This is a genomic window from Pseudomonas sp. IPO3749 (genome assembly GCF_013386605.1).
Taxonomy (GTDB): Bacteria; Pseudomonadota; Gammaproteobacteria; order Pseudomonadales; family Pseudomonadaceae; genus Aquipseudomonas; species Aquipseudomonas azotoformans_A.
This window is the reverse complement of record NZ_JACARN010000022.1, coordinates 73352-96561: the sequence shown is the minus strand read 5'-3', so window position 1 is coordinate 96561 and position 23210 is coordinate 73352. Positions and strand designations below refer to the sequence as shown.

At 60.9% G+C, this 23210-nt stretch carries 22 protein-coding genes; 19 read left to right on the top strand and 3 right to left on the bottom strand.

Annotated features, from left to right (window positions below; translation table 11 throughout):
- Window positions 1-30: 30 nt before the first annotated feature.
- On the bottom strand, window positions 31-1029 hold the full coding sequence (locus HX812_RS11675; RefSeq protein ID WP_038846351.1) for an AraC family transcriptional regulator: 999 nt from the start codon (window positions 1027-1029) through the stop codon (window positions 31-33).
- 339 nt (window positions 1030-1368) lie between these two features.
- Between HX812_RS11675 and HX812_RS11670 the strand changes: the two genes are divergently transcribed.
- The 3 genes from HX812_RS11670 (at window position 1369) to HX812_RS11660 (ending at window position 4452) form a co-directional block, all read left to right on the top strand.
- Window positions 1369-2700: a dicarboxylate/amino acid:cation symporter gene (locus HX812_RS11670; protein ID WP_033901277.1), complete on the top strand. Its 1332-nt coding sequence runs from the start codon at window positions 1369-1371 to the stop codon at window positions 2698-2700.
- A 139-nt stretch (window positions 2701-2839) separates the two neighbouring features.
- Window positions 2840-3826: an XdhC family protein gene (locus HX812_RS11665; protein ID WP_038846350.1), complete on the top strand. Its 987-nt coding sequence runs from the start codon at window positions 2840-2842 to the stop codon at window positions 3824-3826.
- The gene (locus tag HX812_RS11660) at window positions 3823-4452 is read left to right on the top strand and encodes an NTP transferase domain-containing protein (protein WP_050572431.1); all 630 of its coding nucleotides are present in this window, start codon (window positions 3823-3825) and stop codon (window positions 4450-4452) included. The genes HX812_RS11665 and HX812_RS11660 overlap by 4 nt, the downstream gene beginning before the upstream one ends.
- A gap of 404 nt (window positions 4453-4856) precedes the next feature.
- On the opposite strand, the gene rne is transcribed toward HX812_RS11660, so the two are convergent.
- Window positions 4857-8015, bottom strand: coding sequence for a ribonuclease E (gene rne, locus HX812_RS11655; protein ID WP_200864516.1), 3159 nt, complete (start codon window positions 8013-8015; stop codon window positions 4857-4859).
- 768 nt (window positions 8016-8783) lie between these two features.
- Here rne and rluC point away from each other — a divergent pair.
- The 3 genes from rluC to HX812_RS11640 are packed head-to-tail and all read left to right on the top strand — an operon-like array spanning window position 8784 to window position 11397.
- Complete coding sequence (gene rluC / locus HX812_RS11650; RefSeq protein WP_033901273.1) at window positions 8784-9743, top strand: 23S rRNA pseudouridine(955/2504/2580) synthase RluC; 960 nt, start codon at window positions 8784-8786, stop codon at window positions 9741-9743.
- On the top strand, window positions 9730-10392 hold the full coding sequence (locus HX812_RS11645) for an HAD-IA family hydrolase (RefSeq protein ID WP_038846346.1): 663 nt from the start codon (window positions 9730-9732) through the stop codon (window positions 10390-10392). Before rluC ends, HX812_RS11645 begins: the two co-directional genes overlap by 14 nt.
- 21 nt (window positions 10393-10413) lie before the next feature.
- The gene (locus HX812_RS11640; protein WP_038846344.1) at window positions 10414-11397 is read left to right on the top strand and encodes a S49 family peptidase; all 984 of its coding nucleotides are present in this window, start codon (window positions 10414-10416) and stop codon (window positions 11395-11397) included.
- A gap of 131 nt (window positions 11398-11528) precedes the next feature.
- Here the strand turns inward: HX812_RS11640 and HX812_RS11635 are convergent, their stop codons facing one another.
- Window positions 11529-12107: a nucleoside triphosphate pyrophosphatase gene (locus HX812_RS11635; RefSeq protein ID WP_038846341.1), complete on the bottom strand. Its 579-nt coding sequence runs from the start codon at window positions 12105-12107 to the stop codon at window positions 11529-11531.
- A 105-nt stretch (window positions 12108-12212) separates the two neighbouring features.
- Here HX812_RS11635 and HX812_RS11630 point away from each other — a divergent pair, with 105 nt between their 5' ends.
- From HX812_RS11630 to HX812_RS11570, 13 genes are all read left to right on the top strand, one after another.
- Complete coding sequence (locus HX812_RS11630) at window positions 12213-12743, top strand: YceD family protein (RefSeq protein ID WP_017737760.1); 531 nt, start codon at window positions 12213-12215, stop codon at window positions 12741-12743.
- A gap of 13 nt (window positions 12744-12756) precedes the next feature.
- On the top strand, window positions 12757-12939 hold the full coding sequence (rpmF, locus tag HX812_RS11625; RefSeq protein WP_008152339.1) for a 50S ribosomal protein L32: 183 nt from the start codon (window positions 12757-12759) through the stop codon (window positions 12937-12939).
- A gap of 4 nt (window positions 12940-12943) precedes the next feature.
- Complete coding sequence (gene plsX, locus HX812_RS11620; protein ID WP_080642387.1) at window positions 12944-13954, top strand: phosphate acyltransferase PlsX; 1011 nt, start codon at window positions 12944-12946, stop codon at window positions 13952-13954.
- 126 nt (window positions 13955-14080) lie between these two features.
- Window positions 14081-15019, top strand: coding sequence for an ACP S-malonyltransferase (gene fabD / locus HX812_RS11615; protein WP_038846333.1), 939 nt, complete (start codon window positions 14081-14083; stop codon window positions 15017-15019).
- A 24-nt stretch (window positions 15020-15043) separates the two neighbouring features.
- Window positions 15044-15787, top strand: a complete 744-nt coding sequence (gene fabG / locus HX812_RS11610) for a 3-oxoacyl-ACP reductase FabG (protein ID WP_005790544.1) — start codon at window positions 15044-15046, stop codon at window positions 15785-15787.
- A gap of 191 nt (window positions 15788-15978) precedes the next feature.
- Complete coding sequence (gene acpP / locus HX812_RS11605; RefSeq protein WP_003175607.1) at window positions 15979-16215, top strand: acyl carrier protein; 237 nt, start codon at window positions 15979-15981, stop codon at window positions 16213-16215.
- A gap of 128 nt (window positions 16216-16343) precedes the next feature.
- Window positions 16344-17588, top strand: a complete 1245-nt coding sequence (gene fabF, locus HX812_RS11600; protein WP_016979749.1) for a beta-ketoacyl-ACP synthase II — start codon at window positions 16344-16346, stop codon at window positions 17586-17588.
- On the top strand, window positions 17588-18403 hold the full coding sequence (gene pabC, locus HX812_RS11595) for an aminodeoxychorismate lyase (RefSeq protein WP_038847789.1): 816 nt from the start codon (window positions 17588-17590) through the stop codon (window positions 18401-18403). Before fabF ends, pabC begins: the two co-directional genes overlap by 1 nt.
- Before the next feature lies 1 nt (window position 18404).
- Window positions 18405-19538, top strand: a complete 1134-nt coding sequence (gene mltG / locus HX812_RS11590) for an endolytic transglycosylase MltG (RefSeq protein WP_038847787.1) — start codon at window positions 18405-18407, stop codon at window positions 19536-19538.
- Between the two features lie 19 nt (window positions 19539-19557).
- Window positions 19558-20190 carry a dTMP kinase gene (gene tmk, locus HX812_RS11585; RefSeq protein WP_033901265.1) on the top strand — a complete coding sequence of 211 codons (633 nt, stop codon included), beginning with the start codon at window positions 19558-19560 and terminating at the stop codon, window positions 20188-20190.
- Entirely contained in the window at window positions 20183-21172 is a 990-nt protein-coding gene (locus HX812_RS11580) for a DNA polymerase III subunit delta' (RefSeq protein WP_038847785.1), read from the top strand. Before tmk ends, HX812_RS11580 begins: the two co-directional genes overlap by 8 nt.
- Before the next feature lie 63 nt (window positions 21173-21235).
- The gene (locus HX812_RS11575; protein ID WP_038847783.1) at window positions 21236-22021 is read left to right on the top strand and encodes a TatD family hydrolase; all 786 of its coding nucleotides are present in this window, start codon (window positions 21236-21238) and stop codon (window positions 22019-22021) included.
- A gap of 445 nt (window positions 22022-22466) precedes the next feature.
- Window positions 22467-23120 carry a TetR/AcrR family transcriptional regulator gene (locus HX812_RS11570; protein ID WP_016979740.1) on the top strand — a complete coding sequence of 218 codons (654 nt, stop codon included), beginning with the start codon at window positions 22467-22469 and terminating at the stop codon, window positions 23118-23120.
- The last annotated feature ends 90 nt before the right edge of the window (window positions 23121-23210 follow it).

Genomic DNA, 23210 nt, shown 5'->3' with positions numbered 1-23210 from the left:
GCCCGCTCACCACAAAGATAACTTTTTCCTCTAACTCTCCTGCGCGCGATACGCCCCCGGCGTCAGCCCCGTCCACTTCTTGAACGCCCGATGAAATGCCGACGGCTCAGAAAACCCGAGCTGCTCGGCAATCTCCTGCAACGACAAATCCGCCCGGCCCAGATGATAGATGGCGATGTCCCGCCGCAGCTCATCCTTGAGTGCCTGAAAGCTGGTGCCTTCTTCGCGCAAATGCCTGCGCAGGGTCTGCGGGCTGATGTGCAGGTGCTGGGCCACGGCTTCCAGGTCCGGCCAGGGCGTGCGGTCGCGGCTGAGCAGGCGGCGTAGTTGGCTGCTCAAGCTGTCGCCTTCGTCCGGCCGCGACAGCAGATCGGCGGGGGAGCGTTCCAGGAAGTGCTTGAGGGTGCGTTCATCCTGCAACAACGGCAGGTTCAGGTAGCGCGCGGGAAATACCAGGCTGCTGTTCGGTGCACCGAATACCTGGGCACAGGGAAACAACAGGTCATATTCGCTGGCGTGCGCCGGCATTGGGTAGCTGAAAGTGGCCTGATGCAACCGGATACGCTGGCCGATCAGCCAACTGCCGAGGCGATGCCAGATCACCAACAGGCACTCACTCAAGAAATGATCCGGGTCCCACAACTGCGAGTCGTCCAGGCTCAAGCGGGCCATTTCGCCTTCGCGTGTCAGCTGCCAGCGCGGGCCTTGTGGGAATAGGCTATAAAATAATAAACCGCGTTCCAGGGCCTTCTCCAGGGTGCGGCAGTGGATCAGCGCGTGGCACATCATGGCGAAAGTGCCGCGTTTACTCGGGCCGTCGGCGAATCCCAGGTATTCGTCGTCCAGCGCCAGCCAGAGCATTTGCAGCAGGCGGGTGAACTGTTCCGGCGCGATGCGGGCGCGGGGTTCGGTCAGCAGCTCCGGAGTGATGCCCACCTGTTGCAGCAGGCCCGAGTAGTCATAGCCGGCCCGACGCGCCCCGCCGAGGGCGGCCCGGGCGTAATGACTGGCGATGGTACGTTCACGCATGCGAAGGCCTCGTCCATGGAGGGGCCGATGGTAGCCAGGCGAGGATGCGGTCACAAGGCGGATATCCGCCAAATTGTAGGACGGGATGGGTCGAGTGGGCGGAAATCCGCCACCTGTTTTGGCGCGGGGGAGGGCGCCCAGGAGCCCCCAGCCCTGATGTCTAAAGGCCTTCAGGGTTTTTAAGCAAAGTGGCACGGCGTTTGCGATAAGGATTACAGCGCAGGCTTGTTCCTACAGGGCTCGCAAACAACAAATCCCTCCAGTGCAGGAGGGTTCGCAATTCAAGTGTCGTGGGCAATGGCGGATCTTTGCCACACGGGACGATTGAGGAACTTTGCAATGACGACTCGTCAGCCAATCTACAAATCCCTGTACTTCCAGGTGATCGTCGCAATCGTTATCGGTATTTTGCTCGGTCACTTCTACCCGCAGACCGGTGTGGCCCTCAAGCCGCTGGGTGACGGTTTCATCAAACTGATCAAAATGGTCATCGCCCCGATCATCTTCTGCACCGTTGTCAGCGGCATCGCTGGCATGCAAAGCATGAAATCGGTCGGCAAAACCGGCGGCTACGCGCTGCTGTACTTCGAAATCGTTTCGACTATCGCACTGCTGATCGGCCTGATCGTGGTCAACGTTGTGCAACCGGGCGCCGGCATGCACATCGACGTAGCGACCCTGGACGCTTCCAAAGTGGCGGCCTACGTCACTGCCGGTAAAGACCAGAGCATCGTCGGCTTTATCCTCAATGTGATCCCTAACACCATCGTCGGCGCCTTCGCCAACGGCGACATCCTGCAAGTGCTGATGTTCTCGGTGATCTTCGGTTTCGCCCTGCACCGCCTGGGTGCCTACGGCAAGCCGGTGCTGGACTTCATCGATCGCTTCGCCCACGTGATGTTCAACATCATCAACATGATCATGAAGCTCGCGCCAATCGGTGCCCTGGGCGCCATGGCGTTCACCATCGGTGCCTACGGCGTAGGTTCGCTGGTGCAGCTGGGCCAGTTGATGATCTGCTTCTACATCACTTGCATCCTGTTCGTACTGATAGTGCTGGGCGGTATCTGCCGCGCTCACGGTTTCAGCGTGATCAAGCTGATCCGCTACATCCGTGAAGAGCTGTTGATCGTACTGGGTACTTCTTCCTCGGAATCCGCACTGCCACGCATGCTGATCAAGATGGAGCGTCTGGGCGCGAAGAAATCCGTTGTAGGCCTGGTGATCCCGACCGGCTACTCGTTCAACCTCGACGGTACTTCGATCTACCTGACCATGGCCGCCGTGTTCATCGCCCAGGCGACTGACACCCACATGGACATCACCCACCAGATCACCCTGCTGCTGGTGCTGCTGCTGTCCTCCAAAGGCGCTGCTGGCGTGACCGGTTCTGGCTTCATCGTACTGGCTGCGACCTTGTCGGCCGTAGGCCACCTGCCGGTTGCCGGCCTGGCGCTGATCCTGGGTATCGACCGTTTCATGTCCGAAGCCCGCGCGCTGACCAACCTGGTAGGTAACGCCGTTGCCACCATCGTTGTGGCCAAGTGGGTCAAGGAACTGGACACCGACAAGCTGCAAAGCGAGCTGGCGTCCGGCGGTACCGGTATCTCGGAAACCCGCGAAATCGATGACCTGGGCGTGGCCGAAGGCCCTGCACCTGTCGTCAAGTAAGCCGCTGCTGGCGTGAGCTGACGCCACAGCAACCCACAAACGCCCCGACTGGTTCGGGGCGTTTGCGTTTCTGGCTCATTACTTTGGCGGCTTTTGTTTTACAGTAAGTGAATCGGTTTTAACGCTTGCAGGAGGTTATGTGGACAGTGTTGATTTGAATGTCCTGCGCAGCGTGCTCGAATGGCGCCGCGCCGGGCAGCGAGTGGTGTTGTACAGCGTGGTCCAGACCTGGGGCAGCGCACCACGGCCGCCGGGGGCGATGCTGGCATTGCGTGGCGATGGCGTGGTGATCGGTTCGGTGTCGGGCGGTTGCATCGAGGATGACCTGATTGCACGCCTGCAGGATGGTCGCTTGCCTGAAGACGGGCCACCGGTGCAGTTGGTGACCTATGGGGTTACCCGCGATGAAGCCGCGCGTTTTGGCCTGCCATGTGGTGGCACCCTGCGCCTGACCGAGGAGCGGGTGGATGAGTGGGCGTGGGTAGCCGACTTGCTTGCGCGATGTGAAGATCATCAGATCGTCGCACGTGAGCTGGAACTGACCAGTGGCAAAGTCACCCTGAGCGACGCAAGCAAGACCGATGTGGTGACCTTCGACGGCGAACGTTTGCGCGCCATCTACGGCCCGCGCTGGCGCCTGCTGCTGATCGGCGCCGGTCAGCTGTCACGTTATGTGGCGGAAATGGCGCGTTTGCTGGATTTCGAAGTGTTGATCTGCGACCCCCGCGACGAGTTCGTCTACGGGTGGGAAGAACAGCACGGTCGCTTTGTGCCGGGCATGCCCGATGAAGCGGTGCTGAACATCCAGACCGATGAGCGCACGGCCATCGTCTGCCTCACCCATGACCCGCGTCTGGATGATATGGCGTTGCTCACGGCACTGAATTCCTCGGCGTTCTACATTGGCGCCCTGGGTTCGCGGGTCAACACCCAGAAACGCCGGGAAAACCTGGCAGCGCTTGGCTTATCGACCGAGGCGATTGCGCGCCTGCACGGGCCGATTGGCTTGCATATCGGCAGCCACACGCCGGCCGAAATCGCGTTGTCGTTGATGGCGGAAATTGTCGCGATCAAGAACGGCGTAGCGCCGATGCAGAAGAAGCCGTTGCCGGTGGTCGCAAAGTGACCGTCACGGCGATTGTGCTGGCGGCAGGGCAGGGCAGTCGTTTCCGCGCTGAAGCCGGGGCGGACCAGGATAAGTTGTTGGTGGATTGTGTTGGCCTGGACGGCGTGGTGCGGCCGGTGATCGAGCAGGTGCTGGTGAACCTGCCTGAGCGCGTCGTGAGGCGTTGGGTGGTGACGTCGCCTGATCGTGCGGATGTCATTCGGTTGGCCGAAGCCTATGGTTGTGACGTCCTGCTGCTGCGTTCGGCTGGTATGGGCGACAGTATTGCAGCGGCGGTTGCGGCCACTGGTGAGGCAGACGGCTGGTTGGTGGTGCTGGGGGATATGCCGTTTATCCGCGCCGCAAGTATTGAGCGGGTGATCGAGGGGTTGGAAGGCATCAGCGTGCCGGTGTACGCCGGGCAATACGGGCATCCGGTTGCTTTTGCGCGCATGTATGGGCCGGCACTCATGGCGCTGACGGGAGATCGCGGGGCCCGGCCCTTGTTTGAGCGGCCTGCCTTAAGAGAGGTACAAGTTGAGGATCCCGGTGTGTTATGGGATGTAGATGTGCCCAGCAGGCTGAACTGGGAAGATGCAAGCAAGCGTACACAGGCTGGTGATGGTTCTGACCTTCCGCTGGGATAACTCCGATGCCCGCGATTCAAGGCCTCGCTTCTACTGAAGGGGCTCTAGCCGGACCGGTAGAGTTTCCTCAATGAATATGAGAGTAGAGCCAATGCCTAATACTATTCAGCCAAACGTCTTTACCCCTGCCGTTATCCCTCATGCTTCCTCCCAGGCGTCGGGTCAGCCCAAAGCTGAGGTGAAAGCTGAGGCGACACACCACGAGCCCGCCTCTCGGAAAAGCCGTCCAGTCCAGTCGGCCGATGCTGGTCACAGGGCGCTCGAGAACGCGGCAAATCGTTACGATAAGATGGCAGGCGGCATGGGCTGGTAAAGGCGTCGGGCCAGCAGCCACGGTTTTCCCGTTTTTGAATAAAAAAGCCCCGCCTGATCACTCAGGCGGGGCTTTTTAGTGGCTGCTGGAATCAGGCGAGAGGCTTGCTCTCGTGTTCTGCTTCCTGTGCCGCGGCAGCAGCTGCTGCGGCTTCAGCTTCCTTGCGACGACGACGCACTTCACGTGGGTCGTTCGGTGCACGGCCGTTTTCAGTCAGGGCGCTGGCCGGTGCGGCTTCAACCACTGGCGCTGCCACTTCGGCAACCACCGGTGCTTCAACTGCGGGTGCAGGTTCTGCGGCCGGAGCAGGCTCAACCACTGGGGCTGGCTCGGCAACCACGACTTCGGCAACCGGTGCCGGCGCTTCTTCTACCACTGGGGCAGGTTCTGGCGCTTCAACCGAAGCGGCTGGCTCGGCAGTCCATTGGAAGGCAGTCTGTTCTTCACGAACTTCACGAACTTCACGAACTTCTGGAGCGGCGTCGACAACCGGTGCTTCAACAATCGCTTCAACCACTGGCTCGGGCTCAACCACAGGTGCCGGTTCAACGACCGCCACTTCAACTTCTGGTTGGGCTTCAGGTGCCTGGGCAACTTCCACTTCCGGAACAGCCGGCGCTTCGATTGGGGTAGTGGCTTCGACAACCGGTGCCTCTACAACTGGCGCTTCAACTGCTGGTGCTTCAACAACCGGCGCTTCAACCACTGGGGCCTCGGCAGCAGGTGCTTCAACCACTACGGTTTCTTCGACAGCAGCAGTGGCGCGTTCAGCCTGCTCGTGAGCCTGGGCTTCAGCAGGAGCGCTGATGACCGAGCTGGCAACAGCAGCGGTAACGGCCAGGCCGGCAGCCAGTTCAGCGCCAGTCGGTTCGCTGGTCGCGGCTTCTGCGTTTTCGCCGGTCTCTTCCGAGCCTTCGATCACGTTGCCGTTGGCATCACGTTGACGCTCACGACGGTTGCTGCGACGACGCTGGCCACGGGAGCGGCGGCGTGGACGATCGCCTTCGGCGCCTTCCTGACCGTCTTCCTGCAGTTGCTCTTCGCCGGTCAGCACTTCTTCTTCGCTGGCGGCAGCGGCTTGTTCGGCACGCGGTTGACGCTCTTCACGCGGGGCGCGAGGTTGGCGCTCTTCACGTGGCGCACGCTCTTCACGTGGCTGGCGAGCTGGGCGCTCTTCGGTAGCAGCGGCGGCACCGGCTACGGCAGCAGGGGCTGCGTCCAGCGGCTCACGCAGTTCACGCACACGCTCTTCACGCTCGCCACGTGGCTTGCGGTCTTCGCGTGGGGCGCGCGGAGTACGTGGGGCGCGCTCTTCGCGGGGTGCACGTTCTACGGTCGGGGTTTCTTCACGGGCTTCGCGAGGGGCACGCTCTTCACGTGGAGCGCGTTCTTCACGCGGTGCACGTTCTTCGCGCGGCTTGCGCTCTTCGTCACGGCGACCGTTGCGGTTACGGCTCTGTTGGCGACCGTTGCGACGCTCTTCGTTGCGTGCAGGGCGCTCGGAGGCCGGTTTCTCAACCACAACCGGAGCAACTGGTTCTTCCTTGGTGGCGAACAGGCTGACCAGCGATTTCACCAGGCCTTTGAACAGGCTCGGCTCAGGCAGGGCGGCCGGCGCGGCAACTGGCGCTGCAACTTCAGCTGGAACCGGTGCATTGGCACGAGCTGGAGCGGTCTTGACTGCAGCTTCCTGGCGAACCAGGGTTCGGGTCGCGGCGGCTGGCTGGACTTCTTCCACTTCGGCGGCAGCAGCGGCGATTTCGTAGCTGGACTGGCCGCTGTGGGCTTCCGGGCTGTCGTCACGCAGGCGTTGCACTTCGAAGTGCGGGGTTTCGAGGTGATCGTTCGGCAGGATGACGATACGGGCACGGGTGCGCAGTTCGATCTTGGTGATCGAGTTGCGTTTTTCGTTGAGCAGGAAGGCTGCAACCGGGATTGGCACTTGCGCGCGGACTTCGGCGGTGCGGTCTTTCAGGGCTTCTTCTTCGATCAGGCGCAGGATCGCCAGGGACAGCGATTCAACGTCACGGATGATGCCGGTGCCGTTGCAACGCGGGCAGACGATGCCGCTGCTCTCGCCCAGGGATGGACGCAGGCGCTGACGGGACATTTCCAGCAGGCCGAAGCGCGAGATGCGACCGACCTGTACGCGGGCACGGTCAGCTTCCAGGCATTCGCGGACTTTTTCTTCCACGGCGCGCTGGTTCTTGGCAGGGGTCATGTCGATGAAGTCGATCACGATCAGGCCGCCGATATCACGCAGGCGCAGCTGGCGGGCGATTTCTTCAGCCGCTTCTAGGTTGGTCTGCAGGGCGGTTTCTTCGATGTCGCTGCCTTTGGTCGCACGCGCCGAGTTGATGTCGATGGACACCAGGGCTTCGGTCGGGTCGATCACGATGGAGCCACCGGAAGGCAGTTCGACCACGCGCTGGAAGGCGGTCTCGATCTGGCTTTCGATCTGGAAACGGTTGAACAGCGGAACGCTGTCTTCGTACAGCTTGATCTTGCTGGCGTACTGCGGCATTACCTGGCGGATGAAGGTCAGGGCTTCGTCCTGGGCTTCAACGCTGTCGATCAGCACTTCGCCGATGTCCTGGCGAAGGTAATCGCGGATGGCGCGGATGATCACGTTGCTTTCCTGGTAGATCAGGAACGGCGCGGAACGATCCAGGGACGCTTCTTTGATAGCGGTCCACAGTTGCAGCAGGTAGTCGAGGTCCCACTGCATTTCTTCGCTGCTGCGGCCCAGGCCTGCAGTGCGAACGATCAAGCCCATGTCGGCCGGTGCGATCAGGCCGTTCAGCGCTTCACGCAGTTCGTTGCGCTCTTCGCCTTCGATGCGACGGGAAATGCCGCCAGCACGTGGGTTGTTTGGCATCAGGACCAGGTAACGGCCGGCCAGGCTGATGAAGGTGGTCAGGGCTGCGCCCTTGTTGCCACGTTCTTCTTTTTCTACCTGGACGATGACTTCCTGGCCTTCGCTCAGGACGTCCTTGATGTTCACGCGGCCTTCAGGGGCTTTCTTGAAGTATTCGCGGGAGATTTCCTTGAGGGGCAGGAAGCCGTGGCGCTCGGAGCCGAAATCGACAAAGGCAGCCTCAAGGCTTGGTTCGATGCGAGTAATACGGCCTTTATAGATGTTGGCCTTCTTTTGCTCGCGTGCACCGGATTCGATGTCCAGGTCGTAGAGGCGTTGGCCATCTACCAGTGCAACACGCAACTCTTCGGGTTGAGTTGCGTTAATCAGCATTCTTTTCATGTTGTACCGTCGGTTTCCGGGCTGCCGGAAACGGCGTTCGGCACACACGACTTCTCACGGTCGGTGTCAGGTGCGTCAAGAGTGGTTGGCCACTCCAGTGTCCAGCAAAAACCAGCCAATTGGGCCGGTATCGCGACGGACGCGTCCTGCTTGTTAGCGGTGGTGACAAAGGCACCACTTCAACAAAAGCTAAGGTCAGGAGGAGGAATCAACCGGCGACTGTGGACGAGATGAAGCGTCTAAATATAAGCCTAGTGCTACACGGTCCGACGGTTGTGCATCTCCACCCTACACGTATCCCTGATAATTCGGGTGCTGCCGCGCGCAGAATCCGCAGCGGGTTGGCATTTACCGTGTTCTCCAATGGGGAGTCCACGCTCATGGCTAAACAAGACTAGGTGTGGGCGGTTGCGCTCTCACTCAGCTCTTAACAGGCGTTGTTTCCGAAGCATTCGCCGTGGTCTGGTCCAAGACTGACTGCACTTTGTGAACTGGCCGTAAATATCGGCGCAGAACGCGAGTATTCACTCTGCTTTCTGCACTCGCTTCAGGCCTCATGTCACCTGCGCTTGTTACAATCTTGAGCCTTCCAGGGTGGCGAAAGCCCCGTAGGACGGCCTCGCGTCCTGATGAATTGCGATGGTCAGGGCCGGCAGTTTGCCGCAAGTCCTCTGTCCAGGCCGCTTTTGGCGGCGTTCGCGACTATAGCAGCAATGATTAAGTGCTTCAATTCCATAAAAAATTGTTATCATCGCCGCCATGACGACTACCGCCCCCCAGACCCCCAGCGTCCAGCTGCTCGAGGTCTCGCCGGAATATGCCGGCCAACGCATCGACAATTTTCTCCTGGCCAGGCTCAAAGGCGTGCCCAAGACCCTGATTTACCGCATCTTGCGTAAAGGTGAAGTGCGGGTGAACAAGGGTCGGATCAAGCCCGAGTACAAGTTGCAGGCGGGCGATATCGTCCGTGTGCCGCCGGTTCGCGTGCCCGAGCGTGACGAGCCTGTGCCCTTGGCCCAGGGTTTGTTGCAACGCCTGGAAGCATCGATTGTCTTCGAAGACAACAAGCTGATCGTGATCAACAAGCCTTGCGGTATTGCGGTTCACGGCGGCAGTGGGCTGAATTTCGGTGTGATCGAAGCCTTTCGTCAGTTGCGCCCGGACGCCAAGGAGCTGGAGTTGGTCCATCGCCTGGACCGTGACACCTCTGGCCTGCTGATGATCGCCAAGAAACGCAGCATGTTGCGCCACCTTCACACCGCCCTGCGTGGCGATGGCGTGGACAAGCGCTACATGGCGCTGGTGCGCGGCAACTGGGCCAGTTCCATCAAGAGCGTCCGCGCGCCGTTGCAGAAGAGCAACCTGCGCTCCGGCGAGCGCATGGTGGAAGTGGACGAGGAGGGCAAAGAAGCCCTGACCCTGTTCAAGGTGCTGCGTCGCTTCGGTGACTTCGCCACTATGGTCGAGGCAAAGCCGGTGACCGGGCGTACCCATCAGATTCGCGTGCACACCTTGCACGCCGGCCATTGCATTGCTGGCGATACCAAGTACGGCGACGAGGATTTCTCCAAGGAAATCCGCGACCTGGGCGGCAAGCGCCTGTTCCTGCACGCCTACATGCTCACAGTGCCACTGCCTGATGGTGGCGAGTTGAAGCTGCAGGCGCCGGTCGATGAGATGTGGGCCAAGACCGTGGAGCGTTTGAGTGTCGCACCTTGATTACAAACTGCTGATTTTCGATTGGGACGGCACCCTGGCCAACTCCATTGGCCGGATTGTCGAGTCGATGCACGCGGCGTCGACCCGCTCGGGCTATGCGCTGTGCACCGATCACGCGGTCAAGGGCATCATCGGCCTGGGCCTGCCTGAGGCGATTCGCACCTTGTATCCCGAGATCAGCGACGCTGAGCTGGTCACCTTCCGTGATCACTATGCGGACCACTACATCGCCCTGGAAGCCACGCCTTCGCCGTTGTTCGACGGTGTGGTGCAGTCTCTGGAGGCGTTCCGCGCCGAGGGTTATCACCTGGCGGTCGCCACCGGCAAGGCGCGTCGCGGGCTGGATCGGGTGCTCAAGGCCCACGGTTGGGAAGATTATTTCGATATCACCCGCGCCGCCGATGAAACTGCCAGCAAGCCTCACCCTCTGATGCTGGAGCAGATCCTGGCCCATTGCGGCGTGTCGCCACGCCAGGCCTTGATGGTGGGTGATGCTTCCTTCGACCTGATGATGGCACGCAATGCGGGCATGGACAGTGTGGCGGTCAGCTATGGCGCCCAGGCTGCCGAGGCCTTGCAGCAATATGAGCCGCGTCTGACGATCGATCATTTTTCCGAATTGCAGGCCTGGCTCAGCCGGGCCCAATAAGTCTTTGCTGGGGTTGATGGCATGAGTGACGAGTGGAAAGCGCCCGAAAAGGCTGAAAACAGCGACGATAAAAGCTGGAAGCTGCTGGAGAAAACCCTCCTGGCCAGCGTCCAGGAACAGCGCCGTGCACGGCGCTGGGGGATCTTCTTCAAGCTGCTGACGTTCGTCTGGCTTCTCGCCATGCTCGCATTGTTCAGCCCGCTGATGGACATGGAAAAAAGTGCAACCCGTGGTGCCAACTACACCGCACTGATCGAAGTGCGCGGGGTGATTGCCGACAAGGAGTCCGCCAGCGCCGACAACATCGTCAGCAGCCTGCGTGCCGCATTTGAAGACCCCAAGGTCAAGGGTGTGATCCTGCGCATCAACAGCCCAGGCGGCAGCCCGGTGCAGTCCGGTTACGTGTATGACGAGATTCGCCGCCTGCGTGGCCTGCACCCGGATACCAAGCTGTATGCGGTAATTTCCGACCTAGGGGCTTCAGGTGCCTATTACATCGCCAGTGCTGCCGACCAGATCTACGCCGACAAGGCCAGCCTGGTGGGTTCCATTGGTGTAACGGCGGCCGGCTACGGCTTTGTAGGCACCATGGAGAAGCTCGGTGTAGAGCGTCGCACCTACACGTCGGGCGAGCACAAGTCGTTCCTGGATCCGTTCCAGCCGCAGAAGGCTGACGAAACCCAGTTCTGGCAGGGTGTGCTCGACACCACGCATCGTCAGTTCATCGCCAGCGTGAAGCAGGGGCGCGGCGATCGTCTGAAGGACAAAGACCATCCGGAGTTGTTCTCCGGCCTGGTGTGGTCGGGCGAACAAGCGTTGCCGCTGGGCCTGATCGATGGCCTGGGCAGTGCCAGTTCGGTGGCGCGGGATGTGATTGGCGAGAAAGAGTTGGTGGACTTTACGGTTGAGGAATCGCCGTTTGATCGATTCTCCAAGAAACTGGGTGCCAGCGTCGCCGAGAAGCTGGCCTTTTACATGGGCTTCCAAGGCCCATCCCTGCGCTGATCCAGCAGGCGCATCGATTCAAATGTGGGAGCGGGCTTGCCCGCGATAGCGGTGGGCCCGTCGACATCAATATCGGCTGATCCACCGCTATCGCAGGCAAGCCAGCTCCCACAGTGGTTTTGGGGTGGGCTTCAAGGGATCTGTACGCCTTCGGCCAGCAGCATATCCACCAGTCGGATCAGTGGCAGGCCTACCAGGCTCGTCGCATCCGGCCCCTCTGTGCTCTGGAACAGGCTCACGCCCAACCCTTCGGCCTTGAAACTGCCCGCACAGTCGTACGGCTGCTCAATCCGCAGGTAACGCTCGATGCGTGCCGCGTCCAGTTCGCGCATGTGCACGGTAAAAGGTACGCAGTCGATCTGGCATTGACCGGTTTTGCTGTTAAGCAGCGCCAGGCCGGTCAGGAAACTCACACGCTTGCCACTGGCGGCGAGTAGTTGTTCGCGAGCGTTTTCGAAAGTGTGCGGTTTGCCGATGATCCGGCCATCGAGCGCCGCGACCTGGTCGGAGCCTATAATCAGATGCCCTGGGTGGCTGGTGGCGAGGGCGCGGGCTTTCTGTTCGGCCAGACGCTTGACCAGTTCCACGGCGGACTCATTTGCACGGTGGCTTTCGTCGATATCCGGTGAGCTGCAGATGAATGGCAGGTGCAGGCGGCTCAGCAATTCCCGGCGATAAACCGAGCTGGATGCGAGTAATAAAGGCAGCATGGGCGTCTCCTCAGGGCGGCCGGGGATTCTAGCGGGGCGACCGGCTGACGCACAGGGCTGAATTTCCTTTGACATGGCTGGGTGCATCCCTATAATGCTGCGCCTATGTTGAATGACCCGATTCCACCTCACGTTGACCCGCGCAAATTGGCTGATCGTGGCACTTCCCTTCAAGGTGAATTGCTGCTGGCCGATTTGGAGAGACTCTGCGACCCGCTTTCCGACACTGTCGGTACGGTGCAGGCCAAATTCGTTTTTGAACGAGATGAACGTAAGTCTGTGGTAATCCACAGCTTTATCGACACCGAAGTCAAAATGGTTTGCCAGCGTTGTCTTGAGCTGGTCACCCTGCCGATCCACAGTGAGTGCAGTTATGCTGTGGTGAAGGAGGGTGCGAATACCCAGTCGTTGCCGAAAGGTTATGACGTGCTGGAACTGGGCGAAGATCCATTGGATCTGCATGCACTGATCGAGGAGGAGCTTCTGCTCGCCTTGCCCATTGTGCCTGCTCATCATCCGGAAGAATGCCAGCAGCCGGAGGGGCTCGATGACGAGCCCGAACCGAGCGAGGACGAGGTAACGCGGTCCAACCCGTTCAGTGTATTGGCGCAGTTAAAGCGTGACCCAAACGTTTAGGAGTTAATCAATTATGGCTGTTCAGCAGAACAAAAAATCCCGCTCTGCCCGTGACATGCGTCGTTCGCACGATGCCCTGACGGCGAGCACTCTGTCTGTAGAAAAAACCACCGGTGAAATTCACCTGCGTCACCACGTATCGCCAGAAGGCGTATACCGTGGTCGTAAAGTGATCGACAAGGGCGCTGACGAGTAATCACTTGTCTGCTCTAGTCATCGCGATAGACGCAATGGGCGGGGACTTCGGTCCCCGCAACATTGTTCAGGCCTGCATTGCCAGCCTGTCCGCTACACCCTCGCTGCACCTGACCCTCGTCGGTCAACCCTCCCTACTTGAAGAACTGATTGCCAGCCATCCGGCGGTGGATCGCGCGCGCCTGACGATTACGCCAGCCAGCGAAACCATCACCATGGATGAAAAGCCAGCGGCGGCCCTGCGTGGTAAGCACGACTCGTCGATGCGGGTGGCGCTGGAGCTGCTGCGTGACGGCAAGGTGCAAGCCTGTGTCAGTGCTGGCAATACCGGGGCCCTGATGGCGTTGTCGCGGTTTGTGCTCAAGACGTTGCCTGGCATTGACCGGCCGGCGATGGTGGCGGCGATTCCGACGCAGAAAGGCTATTGCCAACTGCTGGACCTGGGCGCGAACGTCGATTGCAGTGCCGAGCACTTGTTCCAGTTTGCCGTGATGGGCTCGGTGGCCGCCGAAGCGCTGGGTGTTGCCCGGCCACGGGTGGCCTTGCTGAATATCGGCACCGAAGACATCAAGGGCAACCAGCAGGTCAAGCTGGCCGCCACTTTGCTGCAAGGCGCGCGGGGCTTGAACTACATCGGCTTTGTCGAGGGTGACGGTTTGTACCGTGGCGAAGCCGATGTAGTGGTGTGCGACGGGTTTGTCGGAAATATCCTGCTTAAATCCAGCGAAGGCTTGGCGACCATGATCGCTACGCGTATCGAGGCGTTGTTCAAGCAGAACCTGGCGTCGCGCCTGGTTGGCGCCCTGGCGTTGCCGTTGATGCGTCGCCTGCAGGCCGACCTCGCCCCGGCACGGCATAACGGTGCGAGTTTCCTGGGTTTGCAGGGTATCGTGGTTAAAAGCCATGGCTCGGCCGGTGTGGAAGGCTTTCAAAGTGCGATTGCGCGGGCCCTGATCGAGATCCAGGAAAACCTGCCGCAACGCCTGCACGGCCGTCTTGAGGACCTGTTGCCTTAGGCGAATCGGCCCGAGAGTGCTTAAATGTGACCGGCCAGTTCAATTGACCATCCAATCTGTCAGTTTCGTGCGCTCCCTCCGTAGGAGTGCGCATTTTTGACGACCAGATCATTAGGGGCTTGTTACATGTCTACATCCCTCGCATTCGTCTTTCCAGGGCAGGGTTCGCAGTCCCTCGGCATGTTGGCCGAGCTGGGCGCGCAATACCCGCTGGTCCTGGACACCTTCAAAGAAGCTTCCGACGCCCTCGGTTACGACCTGTGGGCACTGACCCAGCAAGGGCCGGAAGAGCAGCTCAATCAAACCGATAAAACCCAGCCGGCCATCCTGACCGCTTCGATCGCCCTGTGGCGCTTGTGGCTGGCGGAAGGCGGCGCGCGTCCGGCATTCGTCGCCGGTCACAGCCTGGGCGAATACAGCGCCCTGGTTGTCGCGGGCAGCCTGACCCTCGGTGAGGCGGTCAAGCTGGTCGAGCGCCGTGGCCAACTGATGCAAGAAGCCGTTCCGGCCGGGCAGGGCGGCATGGCCGCTATCCTGGGCCTGGATGACGCCGTGGTGATCGAAGCCTGCGCCGAAGCGGCCCAGGGCGAAGTGGTCAGCGCCGTGAACTTCAACTCGCCTGGCCAGGTGGTGATCGCCGGTGCCAAGGCTGCGGTCGAGCGTGCCATCGAAGGCTGCAAAGCCCGTGGCGCCAAGCGTGCGCTGCCATTGCCGGTGAGCGTGCCGTCGCACTGCGAGCTGATGCGTCCGGCGGCCGAGCGTTTTGCCGAGTCCATCGCTGCCATCAACTGGCAGGCGCCGCAGATTCCGCTGGTACAGAACGTCAGCGCAGCCGTGGCTGCCGACCTCGACACCCTCAAGCGCGACCTGCTGGAACAACTCTACAAGCCCGTACGCTGGGTTGAATCGGTCCAGACCCTGGCGGCCAACGGTGCCACCGAGCTGGTCGAGTGCGGTCCGGGCAAAGTCCTGGCCGGCCTGAACAAGCGCTGCGCCGACGGCGTGTCGACTGCCAACCTCAATACCCCGGATGCCTTCGCTGCCGCTCGCGCGGCACTGGCCTAATCCCCGAACTAAGGAGAAGCCTGCATGAGTCTGCAAGGTAAAGTTGCACTGGTTACCGGCGCAAGCCGTGGCATTGGCCAGGCGATCGCCCTGGAACTGGGCCGTCAGGGCGCCGTTGTGATCGGCACCGCCACTTCCGCTTCGGGCGCCGAGCGTATCGCCGCGACCCTGAAGGAAAACGGCGTGCAAGGTACTGGCCTTGAGCTGAACGTGACCAGTGATGAATCCGTGGCTGCCGTACTGGCCGAGATCACCGCACAGTTCGGTGCGCCGGCGATTCTGGTGAACAACGCCGGTATCACCCGCGACAACCTGATGATGCGCATGAAAGACGACGAGTGGTACGACGTGGTCGACACCAACTTGAACAGTCTGTTTCGCCTGTCCAAGGGCGTTTTGCGCGGCATGACCAAGGCGCGTTGGGGCCGAATTATCAATATTGGCTCCGTAGTGGGTGCCATGGGCAACGCAGGCCAAGTAAACTACGCCTCCGCCAAAGCCGGTCTGGAAGGTTTCAGCCGTGCATTGGCACGTGAAGTCGGCTCGCGGTCGATTACGGTCAACTCGGTGGCCCCAGGGTTCATCGACACCGATATGACCCGTGAGCTGCCGGAAGCACAGCGTGAAGCCTTGCTGACGCAGATTCCGCTGGGCCGTCTGGGCCAGGCCCAAGAGATCGCGAATGTGGTCACTTTCCTGGCATCCGACGGTGCGGCATACGTGACTGGGGCTACAATCCCGGTGAACGGCGGGATGTACATGAGTTAAATTGTGACGGATCGCTTCAAAAAAATGTCATACGAGCTGTCTAAAATCCGTTATAAAGCTGCAACTTAATTTATAGGCAGGTGGCCGACCGGGTACAGGGTGAAGCTTTCAGTTGAAAAGCTGAAAAGGCTTTCTATACACTTACCCACTGGCCAGCTGCCTGAATTTGTCCATTAGGAGTTAAACAAGGTATGAGCACCATCGAAGAGCGCGTCAAGAAAATCGTCGCCGAGCAACTGGGCGTTAAAGAAGAAGAAGTGGTCAACACTGCTTCCTTCGTAGAAGACCTGGGTGCCGATTCCCTTGACACCGTTGAGCTGGTGATGGCTCTGGAAGAGGAATTCGAGACCGAAATCCCGGACGAAGAAGCTGAAAAAATCACTACTGTTCAAGCTGCTATCGACTACGTTACTAGCCACCAGGCGTAATAGTTTGTAGTCGTCGCTTGCTGTCAGGGAAAAACCGCACTGCTGTAACGGCGTGCGGTTTTTTCTTTAGCCCTGATGAAAAACAAGCGCTGAAGCAAAAGTGTCGTCATTAGAAAAAGGAGAGTGCTGTGTCGCGTAGACGCGTCGTAGTCACCGGTATGGGTATGTTGTCGCCACTGGGCACGGATGTGCCGAGCAGTTGGCAGGGCATTCTGGCTGGCCACAGTGGTATTGGTCTGATCGAACACACGGACCTTTCTGCCTATTCCACCCGTTTTGGCGGCTCGGTAAAGGGTTTCAATGTCGAGGAATATCTCTCGGTCAAAGAATCCCGCAAACTCGACCTGTTCATTCAATACGGCCTGGCAGCCGGTTTTCAGGCAGTGCGTAACGCCGGCCTGGAAGTCACCGACGCCAACCGTGACCGCATCGGCGTGGCCATGGGTTCGGGTATTGGCGGTTTGACCAATATCGAAGAAACCAGCCGCACGTTGCACGATTCAGGCCCCCGTCGAATTTCACCGTTCTTCGTTCCGGGCTCGATCATCAACATGATTTCCGGTTTCCTGTCGATCCACTTGGGCGCACAGGGGCCTAACTACGCCATTGCCACGGCGTGCACCACCGGCACGCACTGCATCGGCATGGCGGCGCGCAACATCGCCTATGACGAAGCCGACGTGATGATCGCCGGCGGCGCTGAAATGGCGGCCTGCGGCCTCGGCATGGGCGGCTTCGGCGCGTCCCGTGCGCTGTCGACGCGCAACGACGAACCCACCCGCGCCAGCCGTCCATGGGACAAAGGCCGTGACGGTTTCGTACTGTCCGACGGTGCTGGTGCCCTGGTGCTGGAAGAGTTGGAACACGCCAAGGCGCGTGGCGCCACCATCTACGCCGAGCTGATCGGTTTCGGCATGAGCGGCGATGCGTACCACATGACATCGCCACCGTCCGACGGTGCCGGTGCTGCGCGCTGCATCACCAATGCCCTGCGCGATGCGAAGGTCAATGCGGACCAGGTGCAGTACATCAACGCCCACGGCACGTCGACCCCGACCGGCGACTTGGCGGAAGCCGAAGCCATCAAGTCGGTGTTCGGCGCACACGCCTACAACCTGGCGGTCAGCTCCACCAAGTCCATGACCGGCCACTTGTTGGGTGCGGCGGGCGCGGTCGAAGCGATCTTCAGCGTCATGGCCATCAAGGACCAGGTCGCTCCGCCGACCATCAACCTGGATGAGCCGGACGAAGGCTGCGACCTGAACTTCGTGCCTCACGAAGCGCAACCGATGCCGATCGACGTGGTGATCTCCAACTCGTTCGGTTTTGGTGGCACCAACGGATCCCTGGTGTTCCGCCGGTTCGCCGAGTGATGCACAGCTGGGTCGACGGTCAGCCAGCGGACAGCGTGCCCCTGAAAGATCGCGGCCTGGCGTATGGCGATGGGCTGTTCGAGACCATCGCCGTCAGGGCCGGGCAGCCGGTGCTGCTCGACCGTCACTTGCAGCGCCTCGATGAGGGTTGCAGGCGCCTCGCCTTGGTTGCGGACCCCGTGGTGATCCGCAGCGAAGTGCTGGCCTATGCCGCCGCCCTCGGCGACGGTGTCCTCAAGTTGATCCTCACCCGTGGCGACAGCCTGCGCGGTTATGGCATCAACCCTGGCGCGCCGGTGCGCCGTATCTTGCAGGGCAACCCGCCCGCTACCTATCCCCACGCCCATGCAGTCGACGGTATTCGTCTGTTTGCGTGTGCGACCCGCTTGGCCGAACAGCCGTTGCTGGCTGGTCTCAAGCACCTCAATCGCCTGGAGCAGGTGATCGCCCGCGCCGAATGGCAAGACGCCGAGCACGCTGAAGGCTTGATGCTGGATGTGTCCGGGCGTGTCGTTGAAGGCGTATTCAGCAACCTGTTCCTGGTGCGCAACGGCTTGTTACTAACCGCTGATCTGACCCGTTGCGGCGTTGCCGGCGTGATGCGTGCCGAGATTCTGGCCCAGGCACATACCCTGGGAATCCCGGTGGCCGTGGCCGACATCGATCTTGAGCAGTTGCAGCAGGCCGACGAAGTCTTCGTGTGCAACAGCGTTTATGGCATTTGGCCGGTGCGCGGTTGCGCTGGGATGAGCTGGCCGGTTGGGCCGCTCACCCGTAAACTGCAGGGCATTGTTCGCGCACTATTGGAAATTTGAGTTGATACGAAAACTGGTTGTACTGCTGCTGATCGGTCTGTTCTCGGCGGCGTTGCTGTTGGGCTATGGCGCGTGGAAATACGACGCGGCCCTGAAGCAGCCCTTGAACCTGACCCAGGAGCAATTGCTCGACGTACCGGCTGGGGCGACCCCCACCGGTACCTTCAATCGCCTGGAAGCCGACGGCGTGCTGGATGGCGCCTTCTGGTTGCGCCTGTACTGGCGTTTCAACCTCGACGGCCAGCCGCTGCACAGCGGCGAATACCGCATGACCCCTGGCATGACGGCGCAAAGCCTGATCGGCCTGTGGCAGCGGGGTGAAGTAGTGCAATACAGCCTGACGCTGGTGGAAGGCTGGAACTTCCGCCAGGTGCGCTCGGCGCTGGCCAAGCATGAAAAGATCGTGCAGACCCTCGCAGGCCTGAGCGACACGGAGCTGATGGACAAGCTCGGTCACCCCGGCGTGTTTCCCGAAGGGCGGTTCTTCCCCGATACCTATCGCTTTGTGCGTGGGATGACCGACGTCGAATTCCTGAAAAAAGCCTACAACCGTCTGGACGATGTACTCGCCCAGGAGTGGAGCAAGCGTGCGGCCGATGCGCCGTACACCGACCCTTATCAAGCGTTGATCATGGCCTCCCTGGTGGAGAAAGAGACGGGCGTGCCTGAAGAGCGTGGGCAGATTGCCGGTGTCTTTGTGCGTCGCCTGAAGGTCGGCATGCTGTTGCAGACTGACCCGACGGTGATCTACGGCCTGGGCGAGCGCTACAACGGCAAGTTGACCCGTGCGCACCTCAAGGAAGCGAACCCTTACAACACCTATATGGTCGCCGGCCTGCCGCCGACGCCCATCGCCATGGTCGGCCGGGAGGCGATCCATGCCGCGCTGAACCCGGTGCCGGGCAGCAGCCTGTATTTCGTCGCACGGGGTGATGGCAGCCATATTTTCTCTGATGACCTGGATGCGCATAATGCCGCCGTGCGCGAGTTCCAGCTCAAGCGCCGCGCCGACTACCGCTCCAGCCCGGCGCCATTGGTGAAGCCTGCGGAAGATGCAACGCCGCCGGCCGATGTGCCCGTTGAAAAGCCGGCCGAGTCCGCGCCAGAGGTTGAAGCGCCGCAAAACCCGCAATAATTCTGACTAAGGACTGCCTGTGACTGGCTTGTTTATAACCCTGGAAGGCCCTGAAGGCGCCGGCAAAAGCACCAACCGCGATTACCTGGCTGAGCGCTTGCGCAGCGAAGGGATCGAAGTGGTGCTGACCCGCGAGCCCGGTGGCACGCCGCTGGCCGAGCGTATCCGCGAGGTGCTGCTGGCGCCGGGTGAAGAGCAGATGAACCCGGACACCGAGCTGCTGCTGGTGTTCGCCGCCCGTGCCCAGCACCTGGCCGAAGTGATTCGTCCGGCCCTGGCACGCGGTGCCGTGGTGATCTGCGACCGGTTCACCGATTCCACCTATGCCTACCAGGGCGGTGGTCGGGGCCTGTCCCTGGAGCGCATCGCCACGCTCGAAACCTTCGTTCAAGGCGACTTGCGTCCTGACCTGACCCTGGTCTTTGACCTGCCGGTGGAAGTGGGCCTGGCCCGCGCCAGCGCCCGTGGTCGCCTGGATCGTTTCGAGCTGGAAGGCCAGGCCTTCTTTGACGCCGTACGCACCGCGTTCCTCAAGCGCGCTGCGGCCGAGCCTGCGCGCTACTACCTGCTGGACGCCGCCCAACCGCTGGCCCAGGTGCAACACGCCATCGACGCGCTGTTGCCGACACTGCTGGAGCGCGCCCGTGGCTGAAGCCTACCCGTGGCAGGACAGCCTGTGGCAACAACTGGCTGGCCGTGCCCAGCACGCCCACGCCTACCTGTTGCATGGTCCGGTTGGGATCGGCAAGCGAGACCTAGCCGAGCGCCTCATGGCCAGCCTGCTGTGCCAGCGCCCGGTCAACCTGGAAGCCTGCGGCGAGTGTAAGTCCTGCCTGTTGCTCAAGGCTGGCAGCCACCCGGACAACTACGTGCTGGAGCCCGAGGAAGCCGACAAGGCGATCAAGGTCGACCAGGTGCGCGACCTCGTCAGCTTCGTGGTGCAGACCGCGCAGATGGGCGGGCGCAAGGTTGTGTTGATCGAGCCGGTGGAGGCGATGAACATCAACGCCGCCAACGCCTTGCTCAAGAGCCTGGAAGAGCCGTCCGGCGATACCGTGTTGTTGCTGGTCAGCCACCAGTCCAGCCGTTTGTTGCCGACCATCCGCAGCCGTTGCGTACAGCAGGCGTGCCCACTGCCGAGCGAGGCCATGAGCCTCGAATGGCTCGCGCAGGCGTTGCCGGAGTGCAGCGCGGATGAACGGGTCGAACTGCTGACCCTGGCGGCCGGCTCACCCTTGGCGGCGGTGAAGCTGCACGCCCAGGGCGTGCGTGAGCAACGCGCGCTGGTGGTGGAGGGCGTGAAGAAACTCATCAAGCAGGAAGTCTCCGCCACCCAGCTGGCCGAAACTGCCTGGAAGGACATTCCCCTGTTGTTGCTGTTCGATTGGTTCTGCGACTGGTCAAGCCTGATCCTGCGCTACCAGCTGACCCAGGATGAAAATGGCCTGGGCCTGCCGGACATGCGCAAAGTGGTGCAGTACCTGGCGCAGAAAAGTGCCCAGGACAAAGTGCTGACGATCCAGGACTGGATCCTCGCCCAGCGCCAGAAGGTGCTGGGCAAGGCCAACCTTAACCGCGTGCTGTTGCTTGAGGCGCTGCTGGTGCAATGGGTCGGCTTGCTTGGCCGCCGTTAATTTCCGTGGCCGACGGGTGTATCGTCGGCCAGACATTTTTCGTGATTTAAGTTGTAGATCCCTATGCTCGTAGATTCCCATTGCCATCTTGATCGCCTCGACCTGGCCCAACACGGCGGTTCCCTGGATGCTGCCCTCGAAGCCGCGCGCCAGCGCGGGGTAGGGCACTTCCTGTGCATCGGCGTCAGCGCGGAAAACGCAGCCGACGTCAAAGCCCTGGCTGATCGCTACGCCGATGTGGATTGCTCGGTGGGCATTCACCCGCTGGACCTCAAGCCCGGTGAAGCCCCAGCGCTTGATTGGCTGCTGACTGAACTCAATCATCCACGCGTAGTGGCCATCGGCGAAACCGGCCTGGATTACCACTACGAGCCCGAAGCGGCGCAGTTGCAGCAGGCGTCGTTCCGCCTGCACCTGCAAGCCGCCCAGCAGACCGGCAAACCAGTGATCGTCCATACCCGTGGCGCGCGTGCCGACACCCTGACCCTGCTGCGCGAAGCCGCGCTGCCCCAGGCCGGCGTGTTGCATTGCTTCACCGAAGACTGGGACATGGCCAAGGCGGCCCTGGACCTGGGGTTCTACATCTCCCTGTCGGGCATCGTCACCTTCCGCAACGCCGACGCCCTGCGTGACGTCGCACGCCAGGTGCCGGCCGACCGTCTGCTAGTGGAAACCGACTCGCCGTACCTGGCGCCCATTCCGCATCGCGGCAAGCCGAACCTGCCGGAATACGTGCGCGATGTGGCGGATTACCTGGCGATGCTGCGCGGCGAGTCCTATGAGCGGTTTGCCGAGCAGACCACCGAGAACTTCAAGCGCCTGTTCCCGTTGGCCCACGTAGCCGGTTAGCGCCGCCAAATCCCAGGCAAAAAAAACCCGGGTTCTGGGGGGTGAATCCGGGCTAAGACCATTAGGAGTAAAACAAGGGTACGCGGTCCGTTGGTACCCAGGTCGGCGCGTCACTTGGGGGAGATGTCACGCCGACAGTTCAAGTATTGATCAGTATCCGATTCAGTCCAGTCGCGACTGATCGTTTTTTAAACAGATTTGGAATACGCGCGCTTCCCTTGAGTTCTCATTGGGCGGGCGCACGACGGCAGTTGTTGCGTATTATTTCTGACTGAGATCCATGAAAACGTTGGCGCACTGAAAGTAAAGTGCGTTTCGGGTTCACATAGGCATTGCCCAGCGACCGTTCAGTCGGGATAATCCCTCGCACCGGGTAAATCGTATCGCCGCGTATCCGTGGCCCTGCGTAACCCTCCCTATTTTGACCTTTGCAGACTTCTTCCTCATGCACAAAGAACCCCGTAAGGTCCGTGAGTTTCGCCGCCGTGAGCAGGAAATTCTCGACACCGCACTCAAACTGTTCCTCGAACAGGGTGAAGACAGCGTCACCGTCGAGATGATCGCGGATGCCGTGGGTATCGGCAAAGGCACGATCTACAAGCACTTCAAGTCCAAGGCCGAGATCTACCTGCGCCTGATGCTCGACTACGAGCGTGACCTGAACGAACTGCTGCATTCGGCCGATGTGGACAAGGACAAGGAAGCCCTGTCCCGCGCCTACTTCGAGTTCCGCATGCGCGACCCGCAGCGCTATCGCCTGTTCGACCGCCTGGAAGAGAAGGTGGTCAAGGGCCATCAGGTGCCGGAGATGGTCGAGGAACTGCACAAGATCCGTGCGTCGAACTTCGAACGCCTGACCCTGTTGATCAAGGGTCGCATCAGCGAAGGCAAGCTCGAAGACGTGCCGCCGTATTTCCACTACTGCGCCGCCTGGGCGTTGGTGCACGGCGCCGTGGCGCTGTATCACTCGCCGTTCTGGAGCAATGTGCTGGAAGATCAGGAAGGCTTCTTCCAGTTCCTGATGGATATCGGCGTGCGCATGGGCAACAAGCGCAAGCACAGCACCGAGCAGCCGCCGCTGGAATCGCCTTCCACGTAATGATTTGCTGCCACGCGTAGTACCCCAGGAATATACTCAGGCAAGGACTCTTGCTAAAAGCTGATTTATCAGTCAGCTTTTAGCGCGCCC

Excerpts from the sequence above, each read along its gene's own strand:
- HX812_RS11675 (WP_038846351.1), bottom strand. The coding sequence starts at position 1,029 with ATGCGTGAACGTACCATCGCCAGTCATTACGCCCGGGCCGCCCTCGGC.
- HX812_RS11670 (WP_033901277.1), top strand. The coding sequence starts at position 1,369 with ATGACGACTCGTCAGCCAATCTACAAATCCCTGTACTTCCAGGTGATC.
- rne (WP_200864516.1), bottom strand. The coding sequence starts at position 8,015 with ATGCTGATTAACGCAACTCAACCCGAAGAGTTGCGTGTTGCACTGGTA.
- rluC (WP_033901273.1), top strand. The coding sequence starts at position 8,784 with ATGACGACTACCGCCCCCCAGACCCCCAGCGTCCAGCTGCTCGAGGTC.
- HX812_RS11640 (WP_038846344.1), top strand. The coding sequence starts at position 10,414 with ATGAGTGACGAGTGGAAAGCGCCCGAAAAGGCTGAAAACAGCGACGAT.
- HX812_RS11635 (WP_038846341.1), bottom strand. The coding sequence starts at position 12,107 with ATGCTGCCTTTATTACTCGCATCCAGCTCGGTTTATCGCCGGGAATTG.
- HX812_RS11630 (WP_017737760.1), top strand. The coding sequence starts at position 12,213 with ATGTTGAATGACCCGATTCCACCTCACGTTGACCCGCGCAAATTGGCT.
- rpmF (WP_008152339.1), top strand. The coding sequence starts at position 12,757 with ATGGCTGTTCAGCAGAACAAAAAATCCCGCTCTGCCCGTGACATGCGT.
- fabD (WP_038846333.1), top strand. The coding sequence starts at position 14,081 with ATGTCTACATCCCTCGCATTCGTCTTTCCAGGGCAGGGTTCGCAGTCC.
- fabG (WP_005790544.1), top strand. The coding sequence starts at position 15,044 with ATGAGTCTGCAAGGTAAAGTTGCACTGGTTACCGGCGCAAGCCGTGGC.
- acpP (WP_003175607.1), top strand. The coding sequence starts at position 15,979 with ATGAGCACCATCGAAGAGCGCGTCAAGAAAATCGTCGCCGAGCAACTG.
- pabC (WP_038847789.1), top strand. The coding sequence starts at position 17,588 with ATGCACAGCTGGGTCGACGGTCAGCCAGCGGACAGCGTGCCCCTGAAA.
- HX812_RS11575 (WP_038847783.1), top strand. The coding sequence starts at position 21,236 with ATGCTCGTAGATTCCCATTGCCATCTTGATCGCCTCGACCTGGCCCAA.
- HX812_RS11570 (WP_016979740.1), top strand. The coding sequence starts at position 22,467 with ATGCACAAAGAACCCCGTAAGGTCCGTGAGTTTCGCCGCCGTGAGCAG.